We start from the raw sequence: 22,210 nt of genomic DNA, 5'->3' as shown, positions 1-22,210 counted from the left end.
GGCACATCCGTACCCTCTCCCCCTGCCCCTCTCCCAAAGGGAGAGGGGAGTAGAGCTGAGCGCTCATGCCTTGTCGCTCCGATTTACCTCGGCCCACAGCGTGCTGCTCATGCCGAACAGCTTGATGAAGCCTTCCGCCTCTGCCACGCCCCAGTCGGCCGACTGTGCATAGGTGGCGCCCTTGGCGTTGAGGATGTGCTTCGATTCGATCGCCACCGCGCTGACCACGCCGCCATGTGTCTCCAGCGTCACTTCGCCATTGACGGTGGACTGGCTGGACGCAAGGAATGCTTCCAGGTCGGTCTTGATCGGGTCGTGGAAGAAACCCTCGTACACCACTTCCACCCACTTGCGCGCCACGTCGGGCTTGAAGCGGTTCTGCTGCTTGCTGAGCACGGCTTCTTCCAGCGCGCGGTGCGCGGTCAGCAGCGAAATCAGGCCGGGCGCTTCATAGATGATGCGGCCCTTCAGGCCGATCGTGGTGTCGCCGGTGTAGAGGCCGCGACCCACGCCGTAGGGCGCAAACAGGGCGTTCAATTTCGCCAGCAGCTTGTGGCCGGCGATCTTTTCGCCGTTCAGCGACACGGCTTCGCCACGCTCGAAGCCGATCTTCACCTGCAGCGGTTTGGACGGCCATTCGGCGCGCGGCTTGCACCAGCCCACCGCACCTTCGCCCGGCGCCTGCCACTTGTCGATCTCGCCGCCGGACATGGTCAGGCCCAGCAGGTTTTCGTTGATAGTGTAGGCCTGCTGCTTGGCGCGCACGCCGAAGCCGCGCTCCTCCAGGAAGGCCTGCTCGTAGGCGCGTGTCTGCGTGTGTTCCTTCTGGATCTCGCGGATCGGCGCCACGATCTCGTAGTCACCCAGCGATTTCACCGCCAGGTCGAAGCGCACCTGGTCGTTGCCCATGCCGGTGCAGCCGTGCGCGATGGCGCGCGTACCCAGCTCGGCGGCGCGCTTCAGCGCGGCCTCCACGATCAGGTAGCGGTCGGACACCAGCAACGGGTACTGCCCCTGGTAGCCCTCGCCCGCCCACACGAACGGCTTGACGAAGCCGCTCCAGATCGCGGGGCCGCCGTCGACGGTGACGTGGCTGGCCACGCCCAGCTCCTTCGCGCGGTTCTCGATGAAGGCGCGCTCCTCGGCGTCCACACCGCCGGTGTCGGCGAACACGGTATGCACCGCCCAGCCGCGCTCCTTGAGGTAAGGCACGCAGAAGCTGGTGTCGAGGCCACCGGAGAAGGCAAGCACGATGTGCTTGCCTTCTCCGGTGGCAGGAATGGGGAATGGGGAATGGGGAATGGTAGAAGCGTTCGACATAATGGTTTTCCTGAAAAATGCGGACGTAGCAAAAACAGACGAGTTACGAAAAGCTGCTCTGGACGATTCCCTATTCCCGATTCTCTATTCCCGGCTCACAACAATGCGCGGTTCGCAGCGCACCGGGAAATTCACGGAATTGGCAATGAAACAGGCGTGGTGGGCCGACTCGTGAGCCGCTTCGGCCTTGGCCGCATCGCTGGCCGCGCTGATCGTGACGGTGGGGCGCAACACCACTTCGACGAAATGACCGCCATCCCCTTCCATGGCCATGGTGCCCTCAGCCGCATCGACATACTTCGTCACCACCACACCGGCCACCGTCGCCATGTGCAGGTAGGACAGCATGTGGCAGGTCGACAAGGCGGTGACCAGCATGTCCTCGGGGTTGTGCTTTGCGGCGTCGCCCCGGAAGCTCGGGTCGGACGACCCGGCCAGCGGCGGCTTGCCCTCGATGCGGATGACGTGGTCGCGGCTGTAGTTGCGATAGCCGTCCGTGCCGCTGCCGAGGTTGCCGGTCCATTCCACGTCGACGCGATAGTGATGCTGATGGTTCACGATGCGGATTCCTCGCGTTGGTTCATCATGGCGGCCAGTTCCACGTCGCCATCGCGATCGCGCTGGCGCAAGCCGGCGATCACCCCTTCGCGGTTGCGCGCGGGATGGTTCTGGCTGAGCTTGAACTTGCCTTCGATGCGTTCGACCGTGACTTCGATACCGACGATCGCGCCCAGCAATTTCTCGACGTGATCCTCGGGCGCATCGCTGATTGTCCATGGCCGGGGCTGGCCTGATTCATGGTGATCGGTGAGCGCTTCCAGCTGGCGGCGAACCCATGCGGCGTCATCGACCACGCGCAGCCGGCCATGCACGTGTACCACGGTGTAATTCCAGGTCGGCACTTCGCGCCCGGTCTCGTGCTTGCTCGGATACCAGTTTGGGCTGATGTAGCCCTGCGGCCCCTGGAACACCACAAGCACCGGGGACCCATCCATCGCCACCAACTCGTTGCCACGGGCGACATGTGCCTGCAGCGCGTCGCCGTTCCATTCGAACGGCAGATGGTTTGCCGCCAACCCACCCTGCGCCTGCACGACCACGGTGGCGAACGGATAGGCACGAACCAGATCGCGCAGGACCTCGCTGCGTGTTTCGCGAAATGACGTGGGCGCGTACATGGTAGCTGTCTCAGCCCTGGCCGATCAGCGAGGCCATGACTGCCTTCTGCACGTGCAGGCGGTTCTCGGCTTCATCGATGGCGATGCATGCGGGCGAATCCATCACCGCATCGGTGGCCTTGATATTCCGCCGCAATGGCAGGCAATGGCTGAACAGGCCGTTGTTGGTCAGCGCCATCTTCGCTTCGTCGACGATGAAGTGCTTGCTGGCCTCGCGGACGGGCTTTTCCTGCTCCCAGCGACCGAAATAAGGCAACGCGCCCCAGCTCTTGGCGTAGACCACGTCGGCGCCGCTGTAGGCCTCTTCGATATTGTGACTGACCTTGAGCGAGCCGCCGTTCTGCTCCGCGTTCAGACGTCCATACGCCATGTAGCGCTCGTCCAGCACGTAATCCGGCGTGGGGCACAGCAACGTGACGTCCATGCCCATCTTGGTGGCGATCAGCAAGGCGGAGTTCGCCACCGCGGTGTTCAGCGGCTTGGGATGGTAGGTCCAAGTCAGCACGTACTTCTTGTTCTGCAGGCTGCCCAGGTGTTCCTTCAGCGCCAGCGCATGCGCCAGCTCCTGGCAGGGATGGGTGATCGTTTCCATGTTGATCACCGGCACCGTGGCGTAGTGCGCGAATGCCTTGATCACGGTGTCCTGGCGGTCCACCGCCCAGTCCTGGAATTTGGGAAACGCGCGCACGGCGATCAGGTCGACATAGCGCGAAAGCACGCGCGCCACCTCGGCGATGTGCTCCTCGGTGTCGCCATCCATCACGCTGCCGACTTCGAACTCGATCGGCCACGCATCCTTGCCCGGCTGCAACACCACGGCATGCCCGCCCAGCTGGAACGCACCCAGTTCGAAGCTGGTGCGCGTGCGCATCGAGGGGTTGAAGAACAGCAGCGCGATCGACTTGCCGGCCATTTGCTGCCCGCCGGGCGAGCGCTTGAATTCGGCGGCTTGGGTCAGCAGCGCGTCGATCTCGGCGCGGCTGTAATCCTGGGTGGTCAGGAAATGTCGAGGTGCCATGGGGCGATACCTTGAGTGAGAGTCAGCCAATAGATACGTGTGAAACCAATTCCGAAAACGCAAAAACCCGGCACGAGGGCCGGGCTTTTTCGTCTATCCGCATAATTAACGTGCGCGACTGCCTACCCGGCCGAAAGTCGGTACCGCGGTCGGCGCGCGCGCGACGTCATGCCAGCGGCCATGCGGGCGCTGGTGAGGACGTTGGCGGTATAGACGGCTATGGACATGCGCGGAAATCGGTGATCAGCGTTGAACATGAACATGCATGATGGCGGGAATTTCGCTGCCTTGCAACAAAAATCTGCCGCCAGCCGCACACGCGATGCAAACGAATACGCCGCCCGAAGGCGGCGCATTCCGGTGACGCTGGCGCGGGTCAATCGGCCGGCTGCACGTTCACCCGGACCCGAAGCCGTTCGCCCGGATCGTAATTGAGCCGGGACACGTAGACCTCGCCCCGATACTTGTATTCGACGTCGTAGCCAACGATACGGCGCTGCCCGCTGACCGTGCTGACCTGCCGGCACTGCGTCTGCGTGGTTTCATACGTGCCGCCATGGTTGGACGCACGATTGCCCACGGCACCGCCCGCCACCGCGCCTGCCACGGTCGCCGCGCGGCGTCCATCGCCCTTGCCCACGGTGTTGCCCAGCACGCCACCGACGACGGCGCCGAGGATCGTGCCCGCGGTGCTGTTGCCGCGCTCCTGATGCACCACTTGCTGGTCGTAGCACTCCTGCCGCGGCACTTCGGTCTGGGTGATGGCCGACACCGGATCGACGCGCAATACGTCGGCCCAGCCGTAATGCGTGTTGTCGTCGCCATTGGCGTAGCGCCCGTCCTGGGCCTGGACGCCCGTCGTCGCCAAGGCCAGCAACAGCATGGGAAACAGCAGCTTGGTCATTACGAACTCCGATCAATAAGCACTGCAAGGATTGCGGTTGCTCCGTCATTGCAACAAATTCACGCTGAATAAACGCTTAGAATCAGCGGGTTCCGCCCGCCCCGCTTACACCTTGTTAAGATGCCGGGCTGCCGTAAAACGCCAGCACGCTTGTTCTCCATCGCGGATGCTCCAACCCATGCCGATTTCGCTCTACAACGGCCTCACCCGCCGGCTCGAACCCTTTGTTCCGCTCGACCCGCAACGGGTGACGATGTATGTGTGCGGCCCCACCGTCTACAACTTCGTGCACATCGGCAATGCGCGCCCGCCGGTGGTGTTCGATGTGCTGGCGCGGCTGCTGCGGCGGCATTACCCGCAGGTGGTGTACGCCCGCAACATCACCGACGTCGACGACAAGATCAATGCCGCCGCGCAGCAACAGGGCGTGCCGATCACCACCATCACCGACCGCTTCGCCCAGGCCTTCCGCGACGACATGGCCGGCCTCGGTGTGGCCCCGCCGGACATTGAGCCGCACGCCACCGCGCATATCGGCGAGATCGTCGCGATGGTCGAGCAGTTGCTCGCCAGCGGCCACGCATACGCCGCCGAGGGTCATGTGCTGTTCGATGTGGGCAGCTACCCGGCGTACGGCGAGCTGTCCGGCCGCGACACCGAGGAATTGATCGCCGGCGCGCGGGTGGACGTGGCGCCCTACAAGAAAAGCCCTGGCGACTTTGTGCTGTGGAAGCCGTCCACCCCGGAACTGCCCGGCTGGGACAGCCCGTGGGGCCGCGGTCGTCCCGGCTGGCATATCGAATGCTCGGCGATGAGCGCCGCCCACCTGGGCGAAACCATCGATATCCACGCCGGCGGCATCGACCTGCAGTTTCCGCATCACGAAAACGAGATCGCCCAATCCACTTGCGCGCATGGCGGCAAGGCGTTCGCCCGTTACTGGCTGCACAACGGCATGCTCACCTTCGGCGGCCGCAAGATGTCCAAGTCGCTGGGCAACGTGCTGCTGGTGCACGAACTCCTGCAGCAGCATCCGGCCGAGGCACTGCGCCTCATGTTGCTGCGCGGCCATTACCGCCAGCCGCTGGACTGGTCCGAAGACGCCATCCAGCAGGCGGTAAACACGCTCGATGGCTGGTACCGCGTGCTGCGCGACCTGGACGGGATCGACCTCCCCGAAGGCGCGCTGCCGGTGCCGCCCGCCGTCGAGGCCGCGCTGTGCGATGACCTCAATACCCCGCAGGCGCTGGCGGAGTTGTCGCAACTGGCCGATGCCGCGCGCCAGGCCGGCACGGCCGCGGCCAAGGCTGAGCTGCTCGGTGGCGGCGCCTTGCTCGGCCTGCTGCAGCAGGCACCCGAAGCATGGTTCCAGCGCGGCGGGGAAACGATCGACGCCGTCCACATCGAAGGTCTGTTGCAGCAGCGCCGCGACGCCCGCGCCGCGCGCGACTTCGCCCGCGCGGACGCCATCCGCGCCGAGCTGGACGCGCTGGGCATCGTGATCGAGGACAGCGCCCAAGGAACCCGCTGGAGCGTCAAGTGAGGGTTATGGATGCGCTGATGAGCCGGCCGCATCCCCCCGCCTCCACCCGTTGCGCGATAATGAGCCGATGAATACGCAAACCAGCGCCGACGAGGCGCAGCAGGAAATCGCCGAGGAATTCGCCTATTTCGGCGACTGGACCGAGCGTTACCAATACCTGATCGACCTGGGCAAGCAACTGCCGCCGTTTCCGGAGGAGCACAAGACCGAGGACTACCGCGTGCTCGGTTGCCAGTCGATGGTCTGGCTGGTTCCCAGCGGCGATGCCCAGTGCATGCATTTCGAGGCGATCAGCGATTCGGCCATCGTTTCCGGCCTGATCGCGTTGGTGCTGCGCGTGTACTCGGACCGCCCGGCACGGGACATCGTGGATACCGAACCCGCCTTCATCGGCACCATTGGCCTGGCCAAGCACCTCTCGCCCACCCGCTCGAACGGGCTGGCGTCGATGCTGGCGAAATTGAAGGGTTACGCCGCGCAGGCACTGGCCTAGCCACACGTCCACGACTGCGCATCGAGCGCACTCGCCGCGCGTACGCCGGCAAAGAAAAAGCCCCGCTTGAAGCGGGGCTTTTTCATGTCATTGAAACAGAGCGATCAATCGCCCATCTGCTTCTGCAGATGTTCGCGACGCTCCTGCGCATCGAGCGACAAGGTGGCGATGGGGCGGGCATCGAGCCGGTCCACGCCGATTTCCTCGTCGGTCTCCTCGCAGAAGCCGTAGCTGCCTTCCTCGATCCGACGCAACGCCTTGTCGATCTTGGAAATCAGCTTGCGGTAGCGGTCACGCGTGCGCAGTTCCAGCGAGTTTTCGGTTTCGCGGGTGGCGCGCTCGGCCTCGTCACCGACATCGCGCACTTCTTCGCGCAGGTTGTCCATGGTCTGGCGCGATTCTTCCACCAACTGGTCGCGCCAGTCGCGCAGCTTGTTGCGGAAGTAGGCCAGGTGCTGCGGGTTCATGTACTCCTCGTCGGAGGACGGACGATACCCCTTGGGCAAGGCGATGACGCTGGTGGAAGGCAGCGCGTAGCGCCCGTCTTCCCGAGTGACACCGTTTTCAAGCTTTTTTGTAGCCGATTTATTCATTGATGATGACGAATTTTTATGATTATGGTGAGAGGCATGGTGCGCGGGAGCCGGGGCCTTCCGCGGGGTCACCATGGCGATGGCACTTGCCACCTTGCCTTTGTAGAGCGCGGTGGTGGAAGCCGGAACAGCCTGTTTGTTGGGTGCAGCCACCGGTGCGGGCCGGGGAGCGGATTTGGCCGACACGGCAGCCTTTGCCGTTTTGTCCTTGGTCGGCAGCGGCGCCTTGGGTTTCGAAGCAGGCTTCGAAGCAACCTTCGCCGCGGGTTTTGCCGGTGGTGCAGACTTCTTCGCTACCGGCTTGATGGGGGTTTTCGAAACCGTCGAGCGCCTGGATGCTGGTTTCTGCGCCGACTTCTTTGCGACCGCCGGTTTGACCGACGCCTTCGTCACAGCTTGCTTCACGGGGGCTTTTTTTGCCACCCCTTTCTTCGGCGCGCTCTTTGCGCTAGCCGGTTTGGCAGACGCTTTCGCTGCCGGCCTGGCCGTGACTTTCTTTGCCGTCACAGCAGCCGACTTCGCCTTTTTCACGGTCGCCGGCTTGCGTGCCGCCGTGGTCTTTGCGGCGGGCTTCGCCGCAGCGGCCGGGCGCTTGGCGGTTGCCGACTTCGCCACGGGCTTGGCTTTGCCGCCCTTGACGGCGGCAGCCTTGGGCTTGCCGGCCGACTTGGTCGGAACCTTGTCCTTTTTAACCTTGGCAGCGGTCGAACTACGCGTCGTATTCGCCATATTCCTTCACCGTTTTTGGCCGTGGCGGCCGGGAGTTATAGCCCATGTGCCCTACACCGGCAAGCTCGATTCTGGAATACTCGTGGCACTGAATTCCCCAGCTCGCCGCGGTTACGTCTGTCTTGACCCGATTGATACTGTTGTTGCTCCGTTTCTACAAGCGTTGGCTCAGCCCACTGCTGGGACCGCGCTGCCGATTTCATCCCAGTTGCTCTGATTATGCACGTATCGCGGTGACGCGCTTCGGCCCGTGGCGTGGAAGTTTGTTGACCGGCTGGCGACTGCTGCGCTGCCAGCCGCTGTGCACGGGTGGTGAGGATCCGGTGCCCGAGCATTTCCACCTTGCCCGCTGCCGATCACACGACCACACCACCGGTCCCCATTGACCGTCGAGCGGCGACATTACCCGAGATCCAGCGACGCCGTCGCTGATCCCGCCCCTGCATTAGATCGCGACCGTCGGCTCACCTGACGCAACGGGTTCGTGCGCGGAACGCGGCGTGATCAGCAAGGCCAGCAACGTCACCACCGCTGCCGCGGCAAGGTAATAGCCGACGTAGGCCAGGCCACGCGTCGCCGCCAGCCAGGTGGCGATATACGGCGCCAGCGACGCACCGAAAATGCCCGCCATGTTGAACGCCAGCGATGCGCCGGTATAGCGCACTGCGGTGGGAAACATCTGCGCCAACGCCGTGCCCAGGGGGCCGTATGTCAGCCCCATCACACCCAGGCCCAGCGAAAGGAACAGGAGAACGCTGGTCATGCTGCCGGCCGTGAACAGCGGCGCGAAACCGATACCGAAAGCCAGGATCAGCAAGGTGGAAAGCACCATCGCCAGACGCGCACCGTAACGATCGGCGAAGATGGCCGACAGGGGGATGGTGATACCGAACAGGATCACGCCGAGCATCTGCAGCAGCAGGAATTCTTCGCGCGAATAACCCAGCCGCGTGGTGGCCCAACTCAGGGCGAACACCGTCATCAGATAAAACAATACGAACGTGGCCAGCGCCGTGAAGGTGCCGGCCAGCAGTGCGCGCGGATGGTGGGTGAGCACGGTCAGCATCGGCATGCGCACGCGCTCATGGCGCGATATCGCGCGGGCGAAGTCGGGCGTCTCGTGCAGCTTCAACCGCATCCACAAGCCGATCACCACCAGCGCCGCGCTGCCCAGGAACGGAACGCGCCAGCCCCAGGCGAAGAATGCGGCCTCGCCGATACCCTGGGTCAGCCACAAGAACATGCCGGAAGACAGGAAGAAGCCGATCGGCGCACCGAGCTGCGGAAACATGCCGTACCACGCACGCTTGCCCGGCGGTGCATTCTCGGTCGCCAGCAACACGGCGCCGCCCCACTCGCCACCCAGACCCAGACCCTGGCCGAAACGGCACAGCGCGAGCAGCACGGGCGCAGCCACGCCGATGTCCGCATAGGTGGGCAACAAGCCGATGGTCACGGTGGAAATGCCCATGGTCAGCAAGGCCGCCACCAGGGTCGCCTTGCGCCCGACGCGGTCGCCGAAGTGGCCGAACACGGCCGAACCGATCGGGCGCGCGAAGAACGCCAGCGCAAACGTGGCCAGCGATTCCAGCGTGGCCGAGGTGGCGTCCGCCGCGGGGAAAAACAGCGTCGGGAAAATCAACACCGCCGCCGTGGCGTAGATGTAGAAATCGAAGAACTCGATCGTGGTGCCGATCAGGCTGGCAAAAAGAATGCGGCGCGGCGAATTGACCGGCACGACCTCGGTGTCACTCATGCCATGGCTCCCCTGTTGGCTGGACGGCAATTCTGACAGAGCGCAGCCCACCGCGGCATCATCGCGGTTCATCGCGGATGGCCGTCCATTCGAGGGCTTGCTGGTAGGTCAGGCCGCCGGCAACAGGCTGCGTTCGCTGGCCATGCGGTAAAGCTCGAGCTCGGAACCGGCGCCGAGTTTCCCCATCACGCTGGCCCGATGGATATAGACGGTTTTCTGGCCAATGCCCAGCTCGGCAGCCACCTGTTTGGGCGCGCGCCCGGCGGCAAGCAGCAAAAAGACTTCGCGTTCGCGGGCCGTCAGCCGGTGGATGGGATCAAGCGCGTCGCCTGGCCGTTCCGCACGCCGCTTGCGGATATCCGAGCTCAGGAAGCTCTCACCATTCATCACGGCGCGCAGCCCGGCCACCAGTTCCTCCGGCGCCACGCCCTTGGTCACGTAGCCGCTGGCGCCACGGCGCATGGCTTCGGAAATGTACGGTTCGCCATCGTGCATGCTCAGCACCACGATGCGGGTCTGCGGCGCCACGCTCAGCAGATGCTCGATCAGCGGCAGCCCGCTGCCGTCAGGCAACGACAGATCCAGCGCCACGAGATCGGGGAGCCACTGGGTTACCGCCTCCACCGCGTCGTCGGCGCAACGGCATTCGGCGATCACGTCCAGATCGGGCTCAAGCTCGATCAGGCGCTTGAACCCTTCGCGGACGATGGCGTGGTCGTCAACCAGAACGATACTGTGCATGTCCCTACTTTACACACGCGCGTGCGCCACGGCACGACTTCCACTTCCTAAGGAACCACCGCCGCGACATGGTGCCGCACATGTACCATCGCGCCATGCTATCGAAGTCGTTCCTCACGTCATGTCTCGGCCCCATGCTGGGGCTCGCTTATTTCCTGGCGTGGATGGCGCTGTGGCCCACGGCGCAGCCATTCTGGATGTTGCCGTACGGGCTGCGATTCGGCGCCCTGCTGCTTGCACCCATGCGTTATTGGGGCTGGCTGCTGGGCGCGGAATGTGTCGCCTCGTTCGGCATCGTCATGAACCAGGGCGCGCCCGCCGGCTGGAACGGTCTCCTTTTCGGCGAACTGCCGGACATGCTGGTGATGGCCGGCGGCTTGTGGCTGGTGCGCCGGTTCGGCTGGCAGGTCACATTGAATACACCCCAGCAGATGGCGCGGCTGCTGTTGATCGTGCTGGTGCTGGTGGCTGCCACCGCGATCACCGACGCCACGGCGCTCACCGCGCTCCATCGTGGCAGCGACCAGATGCTGAGGATCCTGGGCGAACAACTGCTCAGCCATTATCTGGCGATTCTCCTGCTGGTCCCCCTGATGGTGATGCTGTTGCAGGATCGACTGGACCGCGGGGCGCTGATCAGCCTGTTGATCGACGGCGTGCTGGTGATGCTGCCTTCGATGGCAATCCTGCTTCTGCTGTCGCGACAGGCCGCTCCCGAGCCGCAATTCGCCCGCGTGCTGTCTCTGGCACCGATCCTGTATTTCGCGTTCCGGCATGGCTGGCGCGGAGCCAGCCTGGCCATGCTGGTCACCAGCGTGGGCATTACCCTGGCCGAGCACCGCCTGGGCTATGCGCCCTCGACTGCATCGGCCTATCTGCTGCTGGCGGTGGCCGGTACCGGCGCCATCATGCTGGGATCGGCCACCGACGCCTTGCGCGAGAGCAGCGCGTACGTGGCCGAGCAGAACGCCTACATGGGGGCGGTCAATTACCACCTCGACCAGCTCACCGGCCAGCTGCGCAATGCCGCGCGCGGCAACCTGCGCGCCGACGAAAACCAGCGCAGACACCTGGCCGCCGAACTCCACGACGAACTGGGGCAGAACATCACCGCCATCCAGACCCACGTGAAACTGGCGGAAGCGCGTCTGCGGCAGGCCGGGCTGGAAGACATCAGCAGCTCGATCAACACCATCCTGGGGCATATGCGGCGGGCCCTGCATCGGCTGCTCGACGACTTGCGCCCCGCGGTGCTGGACGAGTTCGGCCTGATGCGCGCGCTTGACGAAGGCCCGATACGCGACTTGCTGACCACCGCGGGCATCGCGTACCACACGGACCTGTACGGCGATCCACGTCAGCTCGACGAGGACATCCGCACGGCGATCTATCGCCTGGCGCAGGAAAGCGCCACCAACGCCGTCAAGCACTCCGGCGCCACCGAATTCCGCTTGCGCCTGCGCATTGGCAAACGCCAGGGCATCGCGCTGGCACTGCTGGACCTGCGCGACAACGGTACCGGCCTGCCCGCTCGCGTACCTCGTGGCGGACGCGGCCTGCAGGGCATGCGCGACCGGGTGACCTCACTGGGTGGGGATTTCAGGCTGCACCCGCAGCAGCCCGGCGTTCACCTGCGGATCCTGCTGCGAAACAGCAACGGTGGCGCCGACCCTTCCGCGCTGGCGTGAGGCGCAGCGAACAAAGAGCCTGCCTGACCGGATGCCACCGATGTCATTGAGCTTCAAGGCGGAGGCCACGGTGAATCACCGCGTCACCTAGGAATTTTTCCAATATCCGGCCCGTGAAAGCTTCGTTAGTATCGTTCCATCGATGTGGGGGAGCCACCATCGCAAGATGGTGTATCGAAGCAACCGTGGGGACGGGCGCTTCGAGAAAAACGGCAGGATGCCGTTTTTGCCGCGACTTGTGGCGTACCCGATGCCAGCGAGCAATTCGCTGAATCGGAGCTCGACAGGTAACGGAACAACCGCAGGCGGACAGGAGTCCAACTGCGGTTTTTTTTGTGCTTTTTTTGTCCCCCTACCCGGATCTTGCCGAGTGCCGCCAGGCGGCATCAGCGCCCGGGGACCGAAGGCTCAGGCCTTCCCGGCCCGCCGCTTGGGACGCACGTAGAGAACCAGGCTGTGGTCCTCGATAACGTAGCCATGCCGGGCCGCGATTTCGTGCTGCAGCCGCTCGATCTCCTCGCTGACGAACTCAATCACTTTTCCGCTGTCCACATCGATCATGTGGTCATGATGTTTGCCGCGGTCGAGTTCGTAGACAGCCTGGCCGCCCTCGAAATTGTGCTTGACGACGATGCCTGCTGCCTCGAACTGGGTCAGCACGCGATAAACCGTCGCCAGGCCGATGTCTTCCTGATGGGCCAGCAATTTCTTGTAGACGTCTTCGGCGGTGAGATGATTGCCCTCCTCCTCGTCGAAGATCTGCAGGATGCGCATGCGCGGATGGGTGACCTTGAGGCCAACCCGACGCAGTTCCCTGGTTTCCTGTTCCATCACTGACCTCCAGGCGCACAGCGCTACCGAAACGGTAGTGTATCATCCGACACCTTTATGATTGGGACGCACCACGCATGCAAAAGCTGATCTCCCTGCTGGTTTTCACCATGCTGGCGGTCTCCATCGCCGGCTGCCACATCGTCTACACACCCGATGTGCAACAGGGCAACCTGCTCGACAAGAAGACGGTCGATCAGCTGAAGCCGGGGATGACCAAGCGTCAGGTGCTGGTGCTGATGGGCACACCGTCGGTGGCCACGCCCTTCGAGCAGAGCCGCTGGGATTACGTGTCCACGCAGTCGCATCGCGGTGGCCCGATCAAGATACGCACCCTCACGCTGACCTTCAACAACGACACGCTGGTACGTACCGAAGGTGACTTCTTCCCGCAGGACGCGGAGAAGCTGCTGGAAGACAGCAAGAAGTATCACGCCGACTATCCGGTCAACGAAACCGAGGGCGACAAGAGTGAGAAGCCGAAACAGGACGACGGCGGTTTCGGCGCGGGCGCCAGCAGCGGCGGGGATAACGACGACGGTCAATGACCGTGTGAAGTAACCGGCCGGGCACGCCCGGTACGGTTTCTCAGCGGCGCCGCGCCCGCCGCCGACGCGCTTCCATGGGGTCGAGCACGAGCGGCCGGTAGATTTCCACCCGGTCGCCTTGGCCAAGCACCTGATCTGGGGATACCCGACGCGAGAAAATACCCAATCGCGTCGGGTCAATCGTGCCCACTGGCACGTCCCTTTCCAGTTCCGAAGCAGTGACCGCTTCCATCACCGTGCTGCCAGCCGGCAATTCCAGGCGACGAACGATCTGCCGCGTTGCATCGGCATACACCACTTCCACCGTAATCGCGGAGCCGTCTGGCGTAGCGTCATCCATACAGGCGCTCGGCCTCCCGGCAGAAGTCGTCGACCATGCGGTTGCCCAGGCTCTGGAAACCCAGCTTGAGCAAGGCACCGCCGAAGCGGCCAGCGAATTCGAAATCCAGTGCCAGCGCCACCTTGCAACCGCTGTCACCGAGCGCGGCGAACGTCCACACGCCATCGAGCGAGCGGAACGGGCCACCGACCAGCCGGATGTCGATGCGCTGCGGCGGCTCGGCCGTGTTGCGGGTGGTGAAGCTGTGGCGCAGACCGGCGAAATTCAGATCCAGCCGTGCTTCCAGCACGTTGCCGTCGCGTTCGATCACTTCCGACGAAGCGCACCAGTTGAAACGCTTTGGGTATGCTTCCACATCATTGACCAGATCGAACATCTGCTCGGGCGTAAAACGCACCAGCGCACTGCGACGAATTTCGATCACGGCAGCCTCTTCAAATCATCAATGGCCTGGCCCCTTCCGCGGTCGCGTCAACAGCAGGGCCGAAAGGCGAGAGTTTAACGGACATGGCCAAAACGAAGGACAAGGACACCAAGGGCAGCGGCACCATCGCGCTCAACAAACGCGCGCGCTTCGAGTACCACATCGACCAGCGCTTCGAGTGCGGCGTGGCCTTGCTGGGTTGGGAGCTGAAGGCATTGCGCGCCGGCCGGATCAACTTCGGTGACAGCTACGCGGTGGTGCTGAAAAACGAGATCTTCCTGGTCGGCGCCTCGATTCCACCGTTGATCAGCGCGTCCACCCACGTCATCGCCGAGGATCGGCGCACCCGCAAGCTGCTGCTGCATCGCAAGGAGATCGACCAACTGGTCGGCGCCGTCGAGCGCAAGGGCTACACCCTGGTGCCCACCGCGATGTACTGGAAGGGCAACAAGGTGAAGGTGGAAATCGGCCTGGCCCGCGGCAAGCAGGAGCACGACAAGCGCGACACCGAGAAACAGCGCGACTGGCAGATCGAGAAGCAGCGCACCATGCGCTCGCACAACCGCGCCTGAGGGCTCAGCCGATCAGCTTGATCTCGCGCAGCCGCTGCATGAGGTACTCGTGCGCGGTGATCGAGGTGTCATAGCGGCGCGGGTTGTCCGGCGTGATGCATGACGCCAGCGGATCGAGCACCACGTCCGGGTTCGGGTGCAGGAAGAACGGCACCGAATAGCGCGGCTTGCGCGCATTCTCGTTCGGCGGATTGACCACCCGGTGCGAGGTGGACGGAAACACGTGGTTGGTCAGCCGCTGCAGCATGTCGCCGATGTTCACCACGATGGCGTCGCCCTCGGTGGTGATCGGCAGCCACTTGCCGTGGCTCAGCACTTCCAGCCCCTCGGCGCTGGCGCCGACCAGCAAGGTGATCAGGTTGATGTCCTCATGCGCGCCGGCGCGCACGTTGGGGATGTCGATGGTGTCGTCGATCGGCGGATAGTGGATCGGGCGCAGGATCGAATTGCCGACGTCGGTCTTGTCCTCGAAGAAGTTTTCAGGCTGCTCGATGTGCAGCGCCAGCGCGCGCAGCACGCGGCTGCCGAGATCGTCCAGCGCCCGGTACAGGCCGTAGCCCCAGCGCTTGAAATCCGGCACCTCGGCCGGCCATACATTCGGCGGCATCACGTCGGCGAACTTCGAATCGCGCGGGATCTCGCGACCGATGTGCCAGAACTCCTTGAGGTCGGCGTACTGGCTGTCCTTGGCCGTTTCCACCTTGAACGGCGTGTAGCCGCGCGCGCCGCCGCTGCCGGGGATGTGGTACTTCAGCTTGGCTTCGGCAGGCAGCGCGAAGAAGCGCTGGAACGCGTCGTAGGAGCCGTCGATCAGCTCGCGGGCGATGCCGTGGCCGCTGATGCAGCAGAAGCCGAATTCGCGATACGCCGCGCCCAGTTCGGCGACGAAGGCGTCGCGGTCGCTGTCGTAGCGGCGGATATCGAGGGTGGGAACGTGTTGCATGGCTGTAGTCCAGTTGGGCCCGCATGGGCGGTGCACGTCGGGCCTACCATGGCGACCCGTACAACTACAGGTTCACGAACGTTCGGCCACCGATTTTACTATCCCCGCCAGCTTCTCCGCCAACGATTGCACCTCGTCGGCGTCGGCGCCCTCGATGGTGACGCGCACCAGCGGCTCGGTACCCGACGCACGCAAAACCACCCGGCCGCGACCGCGCAGCACGTCTTCCACCTCGGCCTGCGCCTGGCGCACCTCGACACTGTCCAGGGACTCGCGGGCACCGTTGGCGCGCACGTTCAGCATCACTTGCGGCAGTTTTTTCAGCCCCGCGCGGGCGCCGGCCAGGTCCTGGCCGGTTTCCCCCAGCGCTTCCATCACGGCCAGGGCCGAGACGATGCCGTCGCCGGTGGTGGCGCGGTCCAGGCACAGGATGTGGCCGGAGGTTTCACCGCCGAGCATGCCCTGGTGCTGCTTGAGTTGCTGCATCACGTAGCGGTCGCCCACATTGGCGCGGATCAGCGGTACATCGATGTCCGCCAGCGCCAGCTCCAGGCCGTAGTTGCTCATCAAGGTGCCCACCACCGGGCCGCGCAGCAGGCCGCGCCGATGCAGGCTGTGGGCCAGCACATAAAGGATGTCGTCGCCGTCGGCCAGCGCGCCGTGGCGGTCGACCAGCACCACGCGATCGCCATCGCCATCGAAGCCGATGCCGATGTCGGCGTGATGCTCAAGCACCGCCTGCTGCAGCGCCTGCGGGTGGGTGCTACCCACGCCATGGTTGATGTTGAAGCCGTCGGGCTTGTCGCCGATGGACACCACCTCGGCGCCCAGCTCGGCAAAGACGCGCGGTGCCACCTGGTACGTCGCGCCGTGGGCGCAATCGAGCACCAGCTTCAGCCCGCGCAGGCTGAAATCCTCGGGCACGGTGGCCTTGCAGAATTCGGTGTAGCGCGCCACCACATCGGTGAGGCGGCTGGCCTTGCCCAGCTTCTCCGACGCCACGGTGACGAAGTCGGCATCCACTTCCTGCTCGATCGCCAGCTCCACCTCGTCGGACAGCTTCTCGCCGTCGGCGGAGAAGAACTTGATGCCGTTGTCGTGGTGCGGGTTGTGCGAGGCGCTGATCACGATGCCGGCGCTGGCGCGCATCGAGCGGGTGAGAAACGCCACCGCGGGCGTGGGGATCGGGCCGAGCAGGCCCACGTCGACGCCCGCGGCCACCAGGCCCGCCTCCAGCGCCGACTCGAACATGTAGCCGGACACGCGCGTGTCCTTGCCGATCAGGACCAGCGGGCGGCCCTTGCTGTTGCGCGCCAGCACGCTGCCGGCGGCGCGTCCCAGGCGTAGCATGAAATCCGCGCTGATCGGCCACTCACCCACCATGCCGCGGATACCGTCGGTGCCGAAATACTTGCGTTGCGTCATGGGGTTTCCTTGTCCATTCCCGGCCATCCGGCCGGCGGAAGAAGTGGATGGATCAATCGTCGTCGGGCCAGCGCGGCATCGCGCTCTTTTCCTCGCGGCGCGGCGCCGCGTCCAACGCCTGCACCGGCTGCCACACCGCCAGCGCATCCACCGTGGCAGCCACATCATGAACGCGCACCATGCGCGCGCCGCGCTGTACCGCGATCAACGCGGCGGCGACCGAGCCGGCCACGCGCTCGGCGGGTACCTGCCGCCCGGTCAGCGTGCCGATCATCGACTTGCGCGACAAGCCCGCGTACACGCCGCTGCCCAGCGAGGTGAAGCGATCCAGCGCGGCCAGCAGCGCCAGGTTGTGCTCCAGCGTCTTGCCGAAGCAGAAACCCGGGTCGACCATCACGTTCCTGCGCTCGATACCGGCCAGCTCGCAGGCGAACAGCCGGTCGGTGAGGAAGCGATGCACCTCGCCGACCACGTCGTCGTAATGCGGCGCGTCCTGCATGCTGCGCGGCTCGCCCTGCATGTGCATCAGGCACACCGGCACGCGCAGCTCGGCGACGGCTTCCATCGCGCCCTCGCGGCGCAGCGCGTAGACGTCGTTGATCATGCCCGCGCCGGCGGCTACCGCCGCGCGCATCACCTCGGGCTTGGACGTGTCGATGGCGATGGGCACCTCGCTGCGCGAGGCCAGTTGTTCGATCACCGCGATGACGCGGTGCAGCTCCTCGTCCACCGGCACATCGGCCGCGCCCGGACGGGTGGATTCGCCGCCCACATCGATCATGTCGGCGCCCTCCTCCACCATCTGCAGCGCGTGCGCCACGGCAGCGTCCACGCTGTCGTGGCTGCCACCGTCGGAGAACGAATCGGGGGTGAGGTTGAGAATGCCCACCACGCGTGGGCGATCCAGCCGCAGTGGCCGGCCGTGGCAATCGAGTACGGGCGCCAGCAGATCCATCGACATGCAATTACCTCGTGGTGACGCCGCGCCGGGGCGACGTCACGGCGTGTGCAGCCCGCCCAGCTGGCCCATGAACTGGCGATAGTGGCGCAGTTCGCTGATGGAGTCGCGGATGTCGGACAGCGCCGTGTGCGCCGATTCCTTGCCGAAACTCTTGGCGATATCGGGCGCCCAGCGCCGCGCCAGCTCCTTCAGCGTGGACACGTCCAGGTTGCGGTAATGGAAGTAGCGCTCCAGCCGCGGCATCTCGCGATGCATGAAGCGGCGGTCCTGGCAGATGGAGTTGCCGCACATCGGCGACTTGCCCGGCGGCACCCAGGCGCGCAGGAAATCCACCGTGGCCTGCTCGGCCATGGCGTGGTCGGTTTCGGAAATCAGCACCTGCCGCCACAAACCGGATTTGTGATGCTGGTTCCGGTTCCAGCTGTCCATCGATTCCAGCTGGTCGATCTCGTGGCGGATGGCGAACACCGGGCCATCGGCCAGCACGTTCAAATCCTTGTCGGTAACCACCGTGGCGATCTCCAGGATGGAGTCGTTGTCGGTGTCGAGGCCGGTCATCTCCAGATCGATCCAGATCAGGTTCTCGTCGTTGGCTTGGCTCATGGGTCCTCCTTGGGAGCGCCAGTTTATCAGCCTTGCCTCCGCTTGCCCGTGATCGGCGCGTGAGATGATTCATCCATGCAGACCTTTTTCTGGCACGACTACGAGACCTTCGGCGCCGACCCGCGGCGCGACCGGCCGGTGCAGTTCGCCGGTATCCGCACCACGCTGGAGCTGGAGGTCATCGGCGAGCCGGTGATGTTCTACGGCAAGCCGCCGCGGGAAATGCCGCCCCATCCCGACGCATGCATGATCACCGGCATCACGCCCCAGCTGGCTGAGCACGAGGGTGTGATCGAGGCCGAGTTTGCCGCCCGTGTGCACGAGCAGCTGGCCCAGCCCGGGACCTGCGGCGTGGGCTACAACTCGCTGCGCTTCGATGACGAGATCACGCGACAGATGCTGTACCGCAATTTCTACGAGCCGTATGGGCGGGAATGGGAAAACGGCAACTCACGCTGGGACCTGATCGACCTGGTGCGCCTGTGCCAGGCGCTGCGGCCGGAAGGCATCGTGTGGCCGACCCGCGAGGACGGCTCGCCCAGTTTCAAGCTGGAGCACCTGGCCCAGGCCAACCAGTTGAAACAGGAACGTGCGCACGACGCGTTGTCCGACGTCTACGCACTGATCGACTTGGCGCGGCTGATCCGCGTACGCCAGCCGCGGCTATGGGACTGGTATTACGCCCTGCGCCGCAAGCAGAAGGTGTTCGAGCTGCTCGACGTGGTGAACCGCACGCCGATGGTGCACGTGTCCTCGCGCTACCCCGCCAACCGGCATTGCCTGGCGCTGATCGTGCCGTTGGCGACGCATCCGACGCGTGCCGGCGAGATCATCGTGTACGACCTTTCCACCGACCCGGCCGAATGGCTGGCGCTGGACGAGGACGACATCGCCGACCGCATCTTCACCGCCCGCGCCGACCTGCCCGAAGGCATCGAGCGCATCCCGCTGCGTACCGTCCGCGCCAACCACGCGCCCGCGCTGGCGCCGCTATCTGTCTTGCAGAGCGTGGACACGGCGCGGCTGCAACTGGACGTCGATCGCTGCCTGGCCCACCGCGACGTCCTGCACGCGGTGGACGGGTTGGCGGAAAAGTTGCGCCGCGTATTCCAGCGCGCCAGCGCGTTGCCACCGCCGGAAGACCCCGAGCTTGCCCTGTACGGCGGCGGCTTCCTTCCCGATGCCGACAAGCGCCTGCTGGCCCAGGTGCGCGCCACGCCACCGGAACAGTTGGGCGAGCGCGCATTCCCGTTTCGCGATGCGCGCTACCCGGAGCTGCTGTTCCGCTACCGCGCCCGCAACTGGCCGGACACGCTGGGTGCGGACGAGCGCGAGCGCTGGCGGCAGTTCTGCCGCGACCGGCTCACCCGCCATACCGCGCTGACCGGTTTGACCCTCGACGATTACTTCGCGCGTCTGGCCGAACTGCGGGCCGACCCTGCCGCCCAAGGCAAATTGGCCCTGATCGACCAGTTGCAGGCCTGGGGCGAACAGCTTGCCCTCGACTTGCCGCTGTCTGCCTGATTCCTATCTGCCCGACCGCGACTCACTCTCCCCAACGAAACGCCATGCCCACAAGCTATTTCACCCCCGCCACCTTCCGCTTCCTGCGCGCGCTCGACCGTCACAACGAACGTTCCTGGTTTCACGAGCACAAGGACGACTACGAACGCCACGTGCGCGAGCCGTTCCTGCAACTGATCACCGACATGCAGCAACCGCTGGCGGCCATCAGCGAGCACTACCGCGCCGATCCGCGCAAGAACGGCGGCTCGCTGTACCGCATCTATCGCGACACCCGCTATTCCAACAACAAGCTGCCGTACAAACCCTGGCAAGGCTCGCGCTTCTTCCACGTGCGCCGCCACGAAATCCAGGCGCCGGGCTTCTACCTGCACATCGAGCCGGGCGACTGCTTCGCCGGCGGCGGCATGTGGCACCCCGAACCGGATGCGCTGAAGCACATCCGCGGGTTTCTGGTCGACAACCCGGCAGCATGGAAACGCGCCACGCGGGGCAAGGCATTTGGCGATCTGCAACTGGGCGGCGAATCGCTGATCCGGCCGCCACGCGGCTACGACCCCACGCACGAGTTGATCGACGACCTGAAGCGCAAGGATTTCATCGCCTCCGCGCCCTTCAGCGAGGAACTGGCCTGCTCCAGCGAACTGCTGCCCTGGACGGTCGCCACCTTCAAGCAGGTCGCGCCGCTGGTCGACTACCTTTGCGCCGCGCAGGAACTGGAATTCTGAACCGCCATGGCGCTGCCCCGGGCCAGCAGCCATAGCGCCACGGCCGCACCGATCAACGCGGTGAACGCCACGTAATGCGCCGGCGCCAGCACCCCGGCGTGGCGCACCAGCAAACCGATCAGCGGCGGCGTCAGCCCGCCGAACAGCGCATAGGCGATGTTGTACGAAAACGACAGGCCCGAAAAACGCACGGCCGGCGGAAACGCCGCCACCATCACCGCCGGCACCACGCCCACCACGCCCACGGCGAAACCGGCCAGCGCATACAGCGCGATGAAATGCGCGCCGCCCGCCTGCAGATCCAGGTACAGCACATAATTGCTCAGCAGCAATCCGATCGCCCCCGGCAGCAGGGCGCGCGCATACCCGACGCGATCGGCCAGCCAGCCGTGAAACAGGCAACCCAGCGCCAGCGCGAACGAGGCCACGCTGTTGCCCAGGAAGGCGCGCGCCGGCGCGATATGGAAGGCCGACTGCGCCAGCGATGGCGTCATCAGGATCACCACCACGATCGCCGCCGTGAGCATCCAGGTCACCAGCATCGACAGCAGCACGCCGGGCAAATGCCGCTCCAGCACCCGCTTCAGTGGCAGGCCGGAAACCAGTTCCTTGCGTGCCTGCATCGCCTCGAACACGGGCGTCTCGCTGAGCCATCGGCGCAACCAGACTGCAAGCAGGCCGAACACACCGCCGATCAGGAACGGCAATCGCCAGCCATAGTCGAGTACCTGCGCCGGCGTCATGCCGCGGTTGATCGATGCCGCGATCAGCGAACCGATCAGGATGCCGACGGTCAGCCCCGAGGTAAGACTGGCGCAGGCGAATCCGGTCCGCCGCGGCGGTACATGCTCAGCCACGAACACCCACGCACCGGGCACCTCGCCCCCCACCGCAATGCCTTGCACCACCCGCAGCAGCAGCAACAGCAACGGCGCCAGCATGCCGATCTGCGCGTACACCGGCAGCAGGCCGATGCACAGCGTGGGCACCGCCATCAGGAACACGCTGAGCATGAACATCCTCTTGCGCCCCAGCGTGTCGCCGTAATGCGCCATCACGATGCCGCCCAGCGGCCGCGCCAGGTAGCCGGCCGCGAAGATGCCGAATACCTGCAACTGCGCCAGCCAGGGCGCCGTTGCAGGGGGAAAGAACAGATGACCGAGGGGAATCGCGAAAAACACGAACACCACGAAATCGTAGAACTCCAGCGCACCGCCCAGCGCCGACAGGCCCAGCGTGCGGATGTCACGGCGATCAAGAGTCCGGTCGGCGCCAGGGTCGCGGAAGAATTCGGGAGGTTTTGTTGCCATCAATCAGCACCTGATACCCGGCGGGGCGTCGCGCAAGA

General features: G+C 64.9%; 24 protein-coding genes. 8 read left to right on the top strand and 16 right to left on the bottom strand.

Features of this window, described 5'->3' with window-relative positions:
- Positions 1-63: 63 nt before the first annotated feature.
- The 5 genes from ACFPK0_RS06970 to ACFPK0_RS06950 form a co-directional block, all read right to left on the bottom strand.
- Positions 64-1,320 carry an argininosuccinate synthase gene (locus tag ACFPK0_RS06970; RefSeq protein WP_377339317.1) on the bottom strand — a complete coding sequence of 419 codons (1,257 nt, stop codon included), beginning with the start codon at positions 1,318-1,320 and terminating at the stop codon, positions 64-66.
- 84 nt (positions 1,321-1,404) lie between these two features.
- On the bottom strand, positions 1,405-1,878 hold the full coding sequence (locus tag ACFPK0_RS06965) for an OsmC family protein (protein WP_377339315.1): 474 nt from the start codon (positions 1,876-1,878) through the stop codon (positions 1,405-1,407).
- Positions 1,875-2,498 carry an FMN-binding negative transcriptional regulator gene (locus tag ACFPK0_RS06960; RefSeq protein ID WP_377339313.1) on the bottom strand — a complete coding sequence of 208 codons (624 nt, stop codon included), beginning with the start codon at positions 2,496-2,498 and terminating at the stop codon, positions 1,875-1,877. Before ACFPK0_RS06960 ends, ACFPK0_RS06965 begins: the two co-directional genes overlap by 4 nt.
- 10 nt (positions 2,499-2,508) lie before the next feature.
- Entirely contained in the window at positions 2,509-3,516 is a 1,008-nt protein-coding gene (locus ACFPK0_RS06955) for an N-acetylornithine carbamoyltransferase (RefSeq protein WP_377339311.1), read from the bottom strand.
- A gap of 376 nt (positions 3,517-3,892) precedes the next feature.
- Complete coding sequence (locus ACFPK0_RS06950; RefSeq protein WP_377339309.1) at positions 3,893-4,420, bottom strand: glycine zipper 2TM domain-containing protein; 528 nt, start codon at positions 4,418-4,420, stop codon at positions 3,893-3,895.
- Between the two features lie 178 nt (positions 4,421-4,598).
- Between ACFPK0_RS06950 and cysS the strand changes: the two genes are divergently transcribed.
- Together cysS and ACFPK0_RS06940 are read left to right on the top strand one after the other, a co-directional pair.
- Complete coding sequence (gene cysS / locus ACFPK0_RS06945) at positions 4,599-5,963, top strand: cysteine--tRNA ligase (protein ID WP_056079949.1); 1,365 nt, start codon at positions 4,599-4,601, stop codon at positions 5,961-5,963.
- Between the two features lie 67 nt (positions 5,964-6,030).
- A complete protein-coding gene (locus ACFPK0_RS06940) occupies positions 6,031-6,456 on the top strand; it encodes a SufE family protein (protein WP_056079951.1) in 426 nt (141 codons plus the stop codon).
- 104 nt (positions 6,457-6,560) lie between these two features.
- Here the strand turns inward: ACFPK0_RS06940 and dksA are convergent, their stop codons facing one another.
- Positions 6,561-7,778, bottom strand: coding sequence for an RNA polymerase-binding protein DksA (gene dksA / locus ACFPK0_RS16895; protein ID WP_417715060.1), 1,218 nt, complete (start codon positions 7,776-7,778; stop codon positions 6,561-6,563).
- Between the two features lie 122 nt (positions 7,779-7,900).
- Here dksA and yidD point away from each other — a divergent pair, with 122 nt between their 5' ends.
- Positions 7,901-8,164: a membrane protein insertion efficiency factor YidD gene (yidD, locus tag ACFPK0_RS06925; protein ID WP_082520131.1), complete on the top strand. Its 264-nt coding sequence runs from the start codon at positions 7,901-7,903 to the stop codon at positions 8,162-8,164.
- Positions 8,165-8,223: 59 nt separating this feature from the next.
- On the opposite strand, the gene ACFPK0_RS06920 is transcribed toward yidD, so the two are convergent.
- A complete protein-coding gene (locus tag ACFPK0_RS06920) occupies positions 8,224-9,534 on the bottom strand; it encodes an MFS transporter (RefSeq protein WP_377339306.1) in 1,311 nt (436 codons plus the stop codon).
- Positions 9,535-9,642: 108 nt separating this feature from the next.
- Positions 9,643-10,275, bottom strand: coding sequence for a response regulator transcription factor (locus ACFPK0_RS06915; protein ID WP_056079954.1), 633 nt, complete (start codon positions 10,273-10,275; stop codon positions 9,643-9,645).
- A gap of 80 nt (positions 10,276-10,355) precedes the next feature.
- Here ACFPK0_RS06915 and ACFPK0_RS06910 point away from each other — a divergent pair, with 80 nt between their 5' ends.
- Complete coding sequence (locus tag ACFPK0_RS06910) at positions 10,356-11,963, top strand: MASE1 domain-containing sensor histidine kinase (RefSeq protein ID WP_235578646.1); 1,608 nt, start codon at positions 10,356-10,358, stop codon at positions 11,961-11,963.
- A gap of 408 nt (positions 11,964-12,371) precedes the next feature.
- On the opposite strand, the gene fur is transcribed toward ACFPK0_RS06910, so the two are convergent.
- The gene (gene fur / locus ACFPK0_RS06905) at positions 12,372-12,794 is read right to left on the bottom strand and encodes a ferric iron uptake transcriptional regulator (RefSeq protein WP_007081897.1); all 423 of its coding nucleotides are present in this window, start codon (positions 12,792-12,794) and stop codon (positions 12,372-12,374) included.
- 77 nt (positions 12,795-12,871) lie between these two features.
- Here fur and ACFPK0_RS06900 point away from each other — a divergent pair, with 77 nt between their 5' ends.
- Positions 12,872-13,342 carry an outer membrane protein assembly factor BamE gene (locus tag ACFPK0_RS06900; RefSeq protein ID WP_056079957.1) on the top strand — a complete coding sequence of 157 codons (471 nt, stop codon included), beginning with the start codon at positions 12,872-12,874 and terminating at the stop codon, positions 13,340-13,342.
- 40 nt (positions 13,343-13,382) lie between these two features.
- Here the strand turns inward: ACFPK0_RS06900 and ACFPK0_RS06895 are convergent, their stop codons facing one another.
- Together ACFPK0_RS06895 and ACFPK0_RS06890 are read right to left on the bottom strand one after the other, a co-directional pair.
- Positions 13,383-13,682, bottom strand: coding sequence for an RnfH family protein (locus ACFPK0_RS06895; protein WP_377339302.1), 300 nt, complete (start codon positions 13,680-13,682; stop codon positions 13,383-13,385).
- Positions 13,675-14,106 (bottom strand): type II toxin-antitoxin system RatA family toxin, encoded by a 432-nt coding sequence (locus ACFPK0_RS06890; RefSeq protein ID WP_377339299.1) that lies wholly within the window; start codon positions 14,104-14,106, stop codon positions 13,675-13,677. Before ACFPK0_RS06890 ends, ACFPK0_RS06895 begins: the two co-directional genes overlap by 8 nt.
- Positions 14,107-14,189: 83 nt before the next feature.
- Here ACFPK0_RS06890 and smpB point away from each other — a divergent pair, with 83 nt between their 5' ends.
- Positions 14,190-14,678, top strand: coding sequence for an SsrA-binding protein SmpB (gene smpB, locus ACFPK0_RS06885; RefSeq protein ID WP_056604477.1), 489 nt, complete (start codon positions 14,190-14,192; stop codon positions 14,676-14,678).
- Between the two features lie 4 nt (positions 14,679-14,682).
- Here smpB and ACFPK0_RS06880 read toward each other — a convergent pair whose 3' ends face one another.
- The 4 genes from ACFPK0_RS06880 to orn all read right to left on the bottom strand — a co-directional run bounded on the left by ACFPK0_RS06880 (position 14,683) and on the right by orn (position 18,610).
- Positions 14,683-15,621: an isopenicillin N synthase family dioxygenase gene (locus tag ACFPK0_RS06880; RefSeq protein WP_377339297.1), complete on the bottom strand. Its 939-nt coding sequence runs from the start codon at positions 15,619-15,621 to the stop codon at positions 14,683-14,685.
- Between the two features lie 72 nt (positions 15,622-15,693).
- Positions 15,694-17,046, bottom strand: coding sequence for a phosphoglucosamine mutase (gene glmM, locus ACFPK0_RS06875; protein WP_377339295.1), 1,353 nt, complete (start codon positions 17,044-17,046; stop codon positions 15,694-15,696).
- Between the two features lie 52 nt (positions 17,047-17,098).
- Positions 17,099-18,007, bottom strand: a complete 909-nt coding sequence (gene folP, locus ACFPK0_RS06870) for a dihydropteroate synthase (RefSeq protein WP_200946321.1) — start codon at positions 18,005-18,007, stop codon at positions 17,099-17,101.
- 36 nt (positions 18,008-18,043) lie between these two features.
- Positions 18,044-18,610 carry an oligoribonuclease gene (gene orn, locus ACFPK0_RS06865; RefSeq protein ID WP_056079971.1) on the bottom strand — a complete coding sequence of 189 codons (567 nt, stop codon included), beginning with the start codon at positions 18,608-18,610 and terminating at the stop codon, positions 18,044-18,046.
- 75 nt (positions 18,611-18,685) lie between these two features.
- Here orn and sbcB point away from each other — a divergent pair, with 75 nt between their 5' ends.
- Together sbcB and ACFPK0_RS06855 are read left to right on the top strand one after the other, a co-directional pair.
- Positions 18,686-20,134 carry an exodeoxyribonuclease I gene (gene sbcB / locus ACFPK0_RS06860; RefSeq protein WP_377339292.1) on the top strand — a complete coding sequence of 483 codons (1,449 nt, stop codon included), beginning with the start codon at positions 18,686-18,688 and terminating at the stop codon, positions 20,132-20,134.
- 44 nt (positions 20,135-20,178) lie between these two features.
- A complete protein-coding gene (locus tag ACFPK0_RS06855) occupies positions 20,179-20,862 on the top strand; it encodes a DUF2461 domain-containing protein (protein WP_377339290.1) in 684 nt (227 codons plus the stop codon).
- Here the strand turns inward: ACFPK0_RS06855 and ACFPK0_RS06850 are convergent.
- Positions 20,829-22,172, bottom strand: coding sequence for an MFS transporter (locus ACFPK0_RS06850; protein ID WP_056079979.1), 1,344 nt, complete (start codon positions 22,170-22,172; stop codon positions 20,829-20,831). The genes ACFPK0_RS06855 and ACFPK0_RS06850 overlap by 34 nt on opposite strands.
- Positions 22,173-22,210 lie beyond the last annotated feature (38 nt).

Origin of the sequence: Rhodanobacter ginsenosidimutans, from assembly GCF_042655685.1 — a bacterium.
GTDB lineage: Bacteria > Pseudomonadota > Gammaproteobacteria > Xanthomonadales > Rhodanobacteraceae > Rhodanobacter > Rhodanobacter ginsenosidimutans.
The sequence above is the reverse complement of the archived record's forward strand: the minus strand, read 5'-3'. Positions and strand labels throughout refer to the sequence as shown.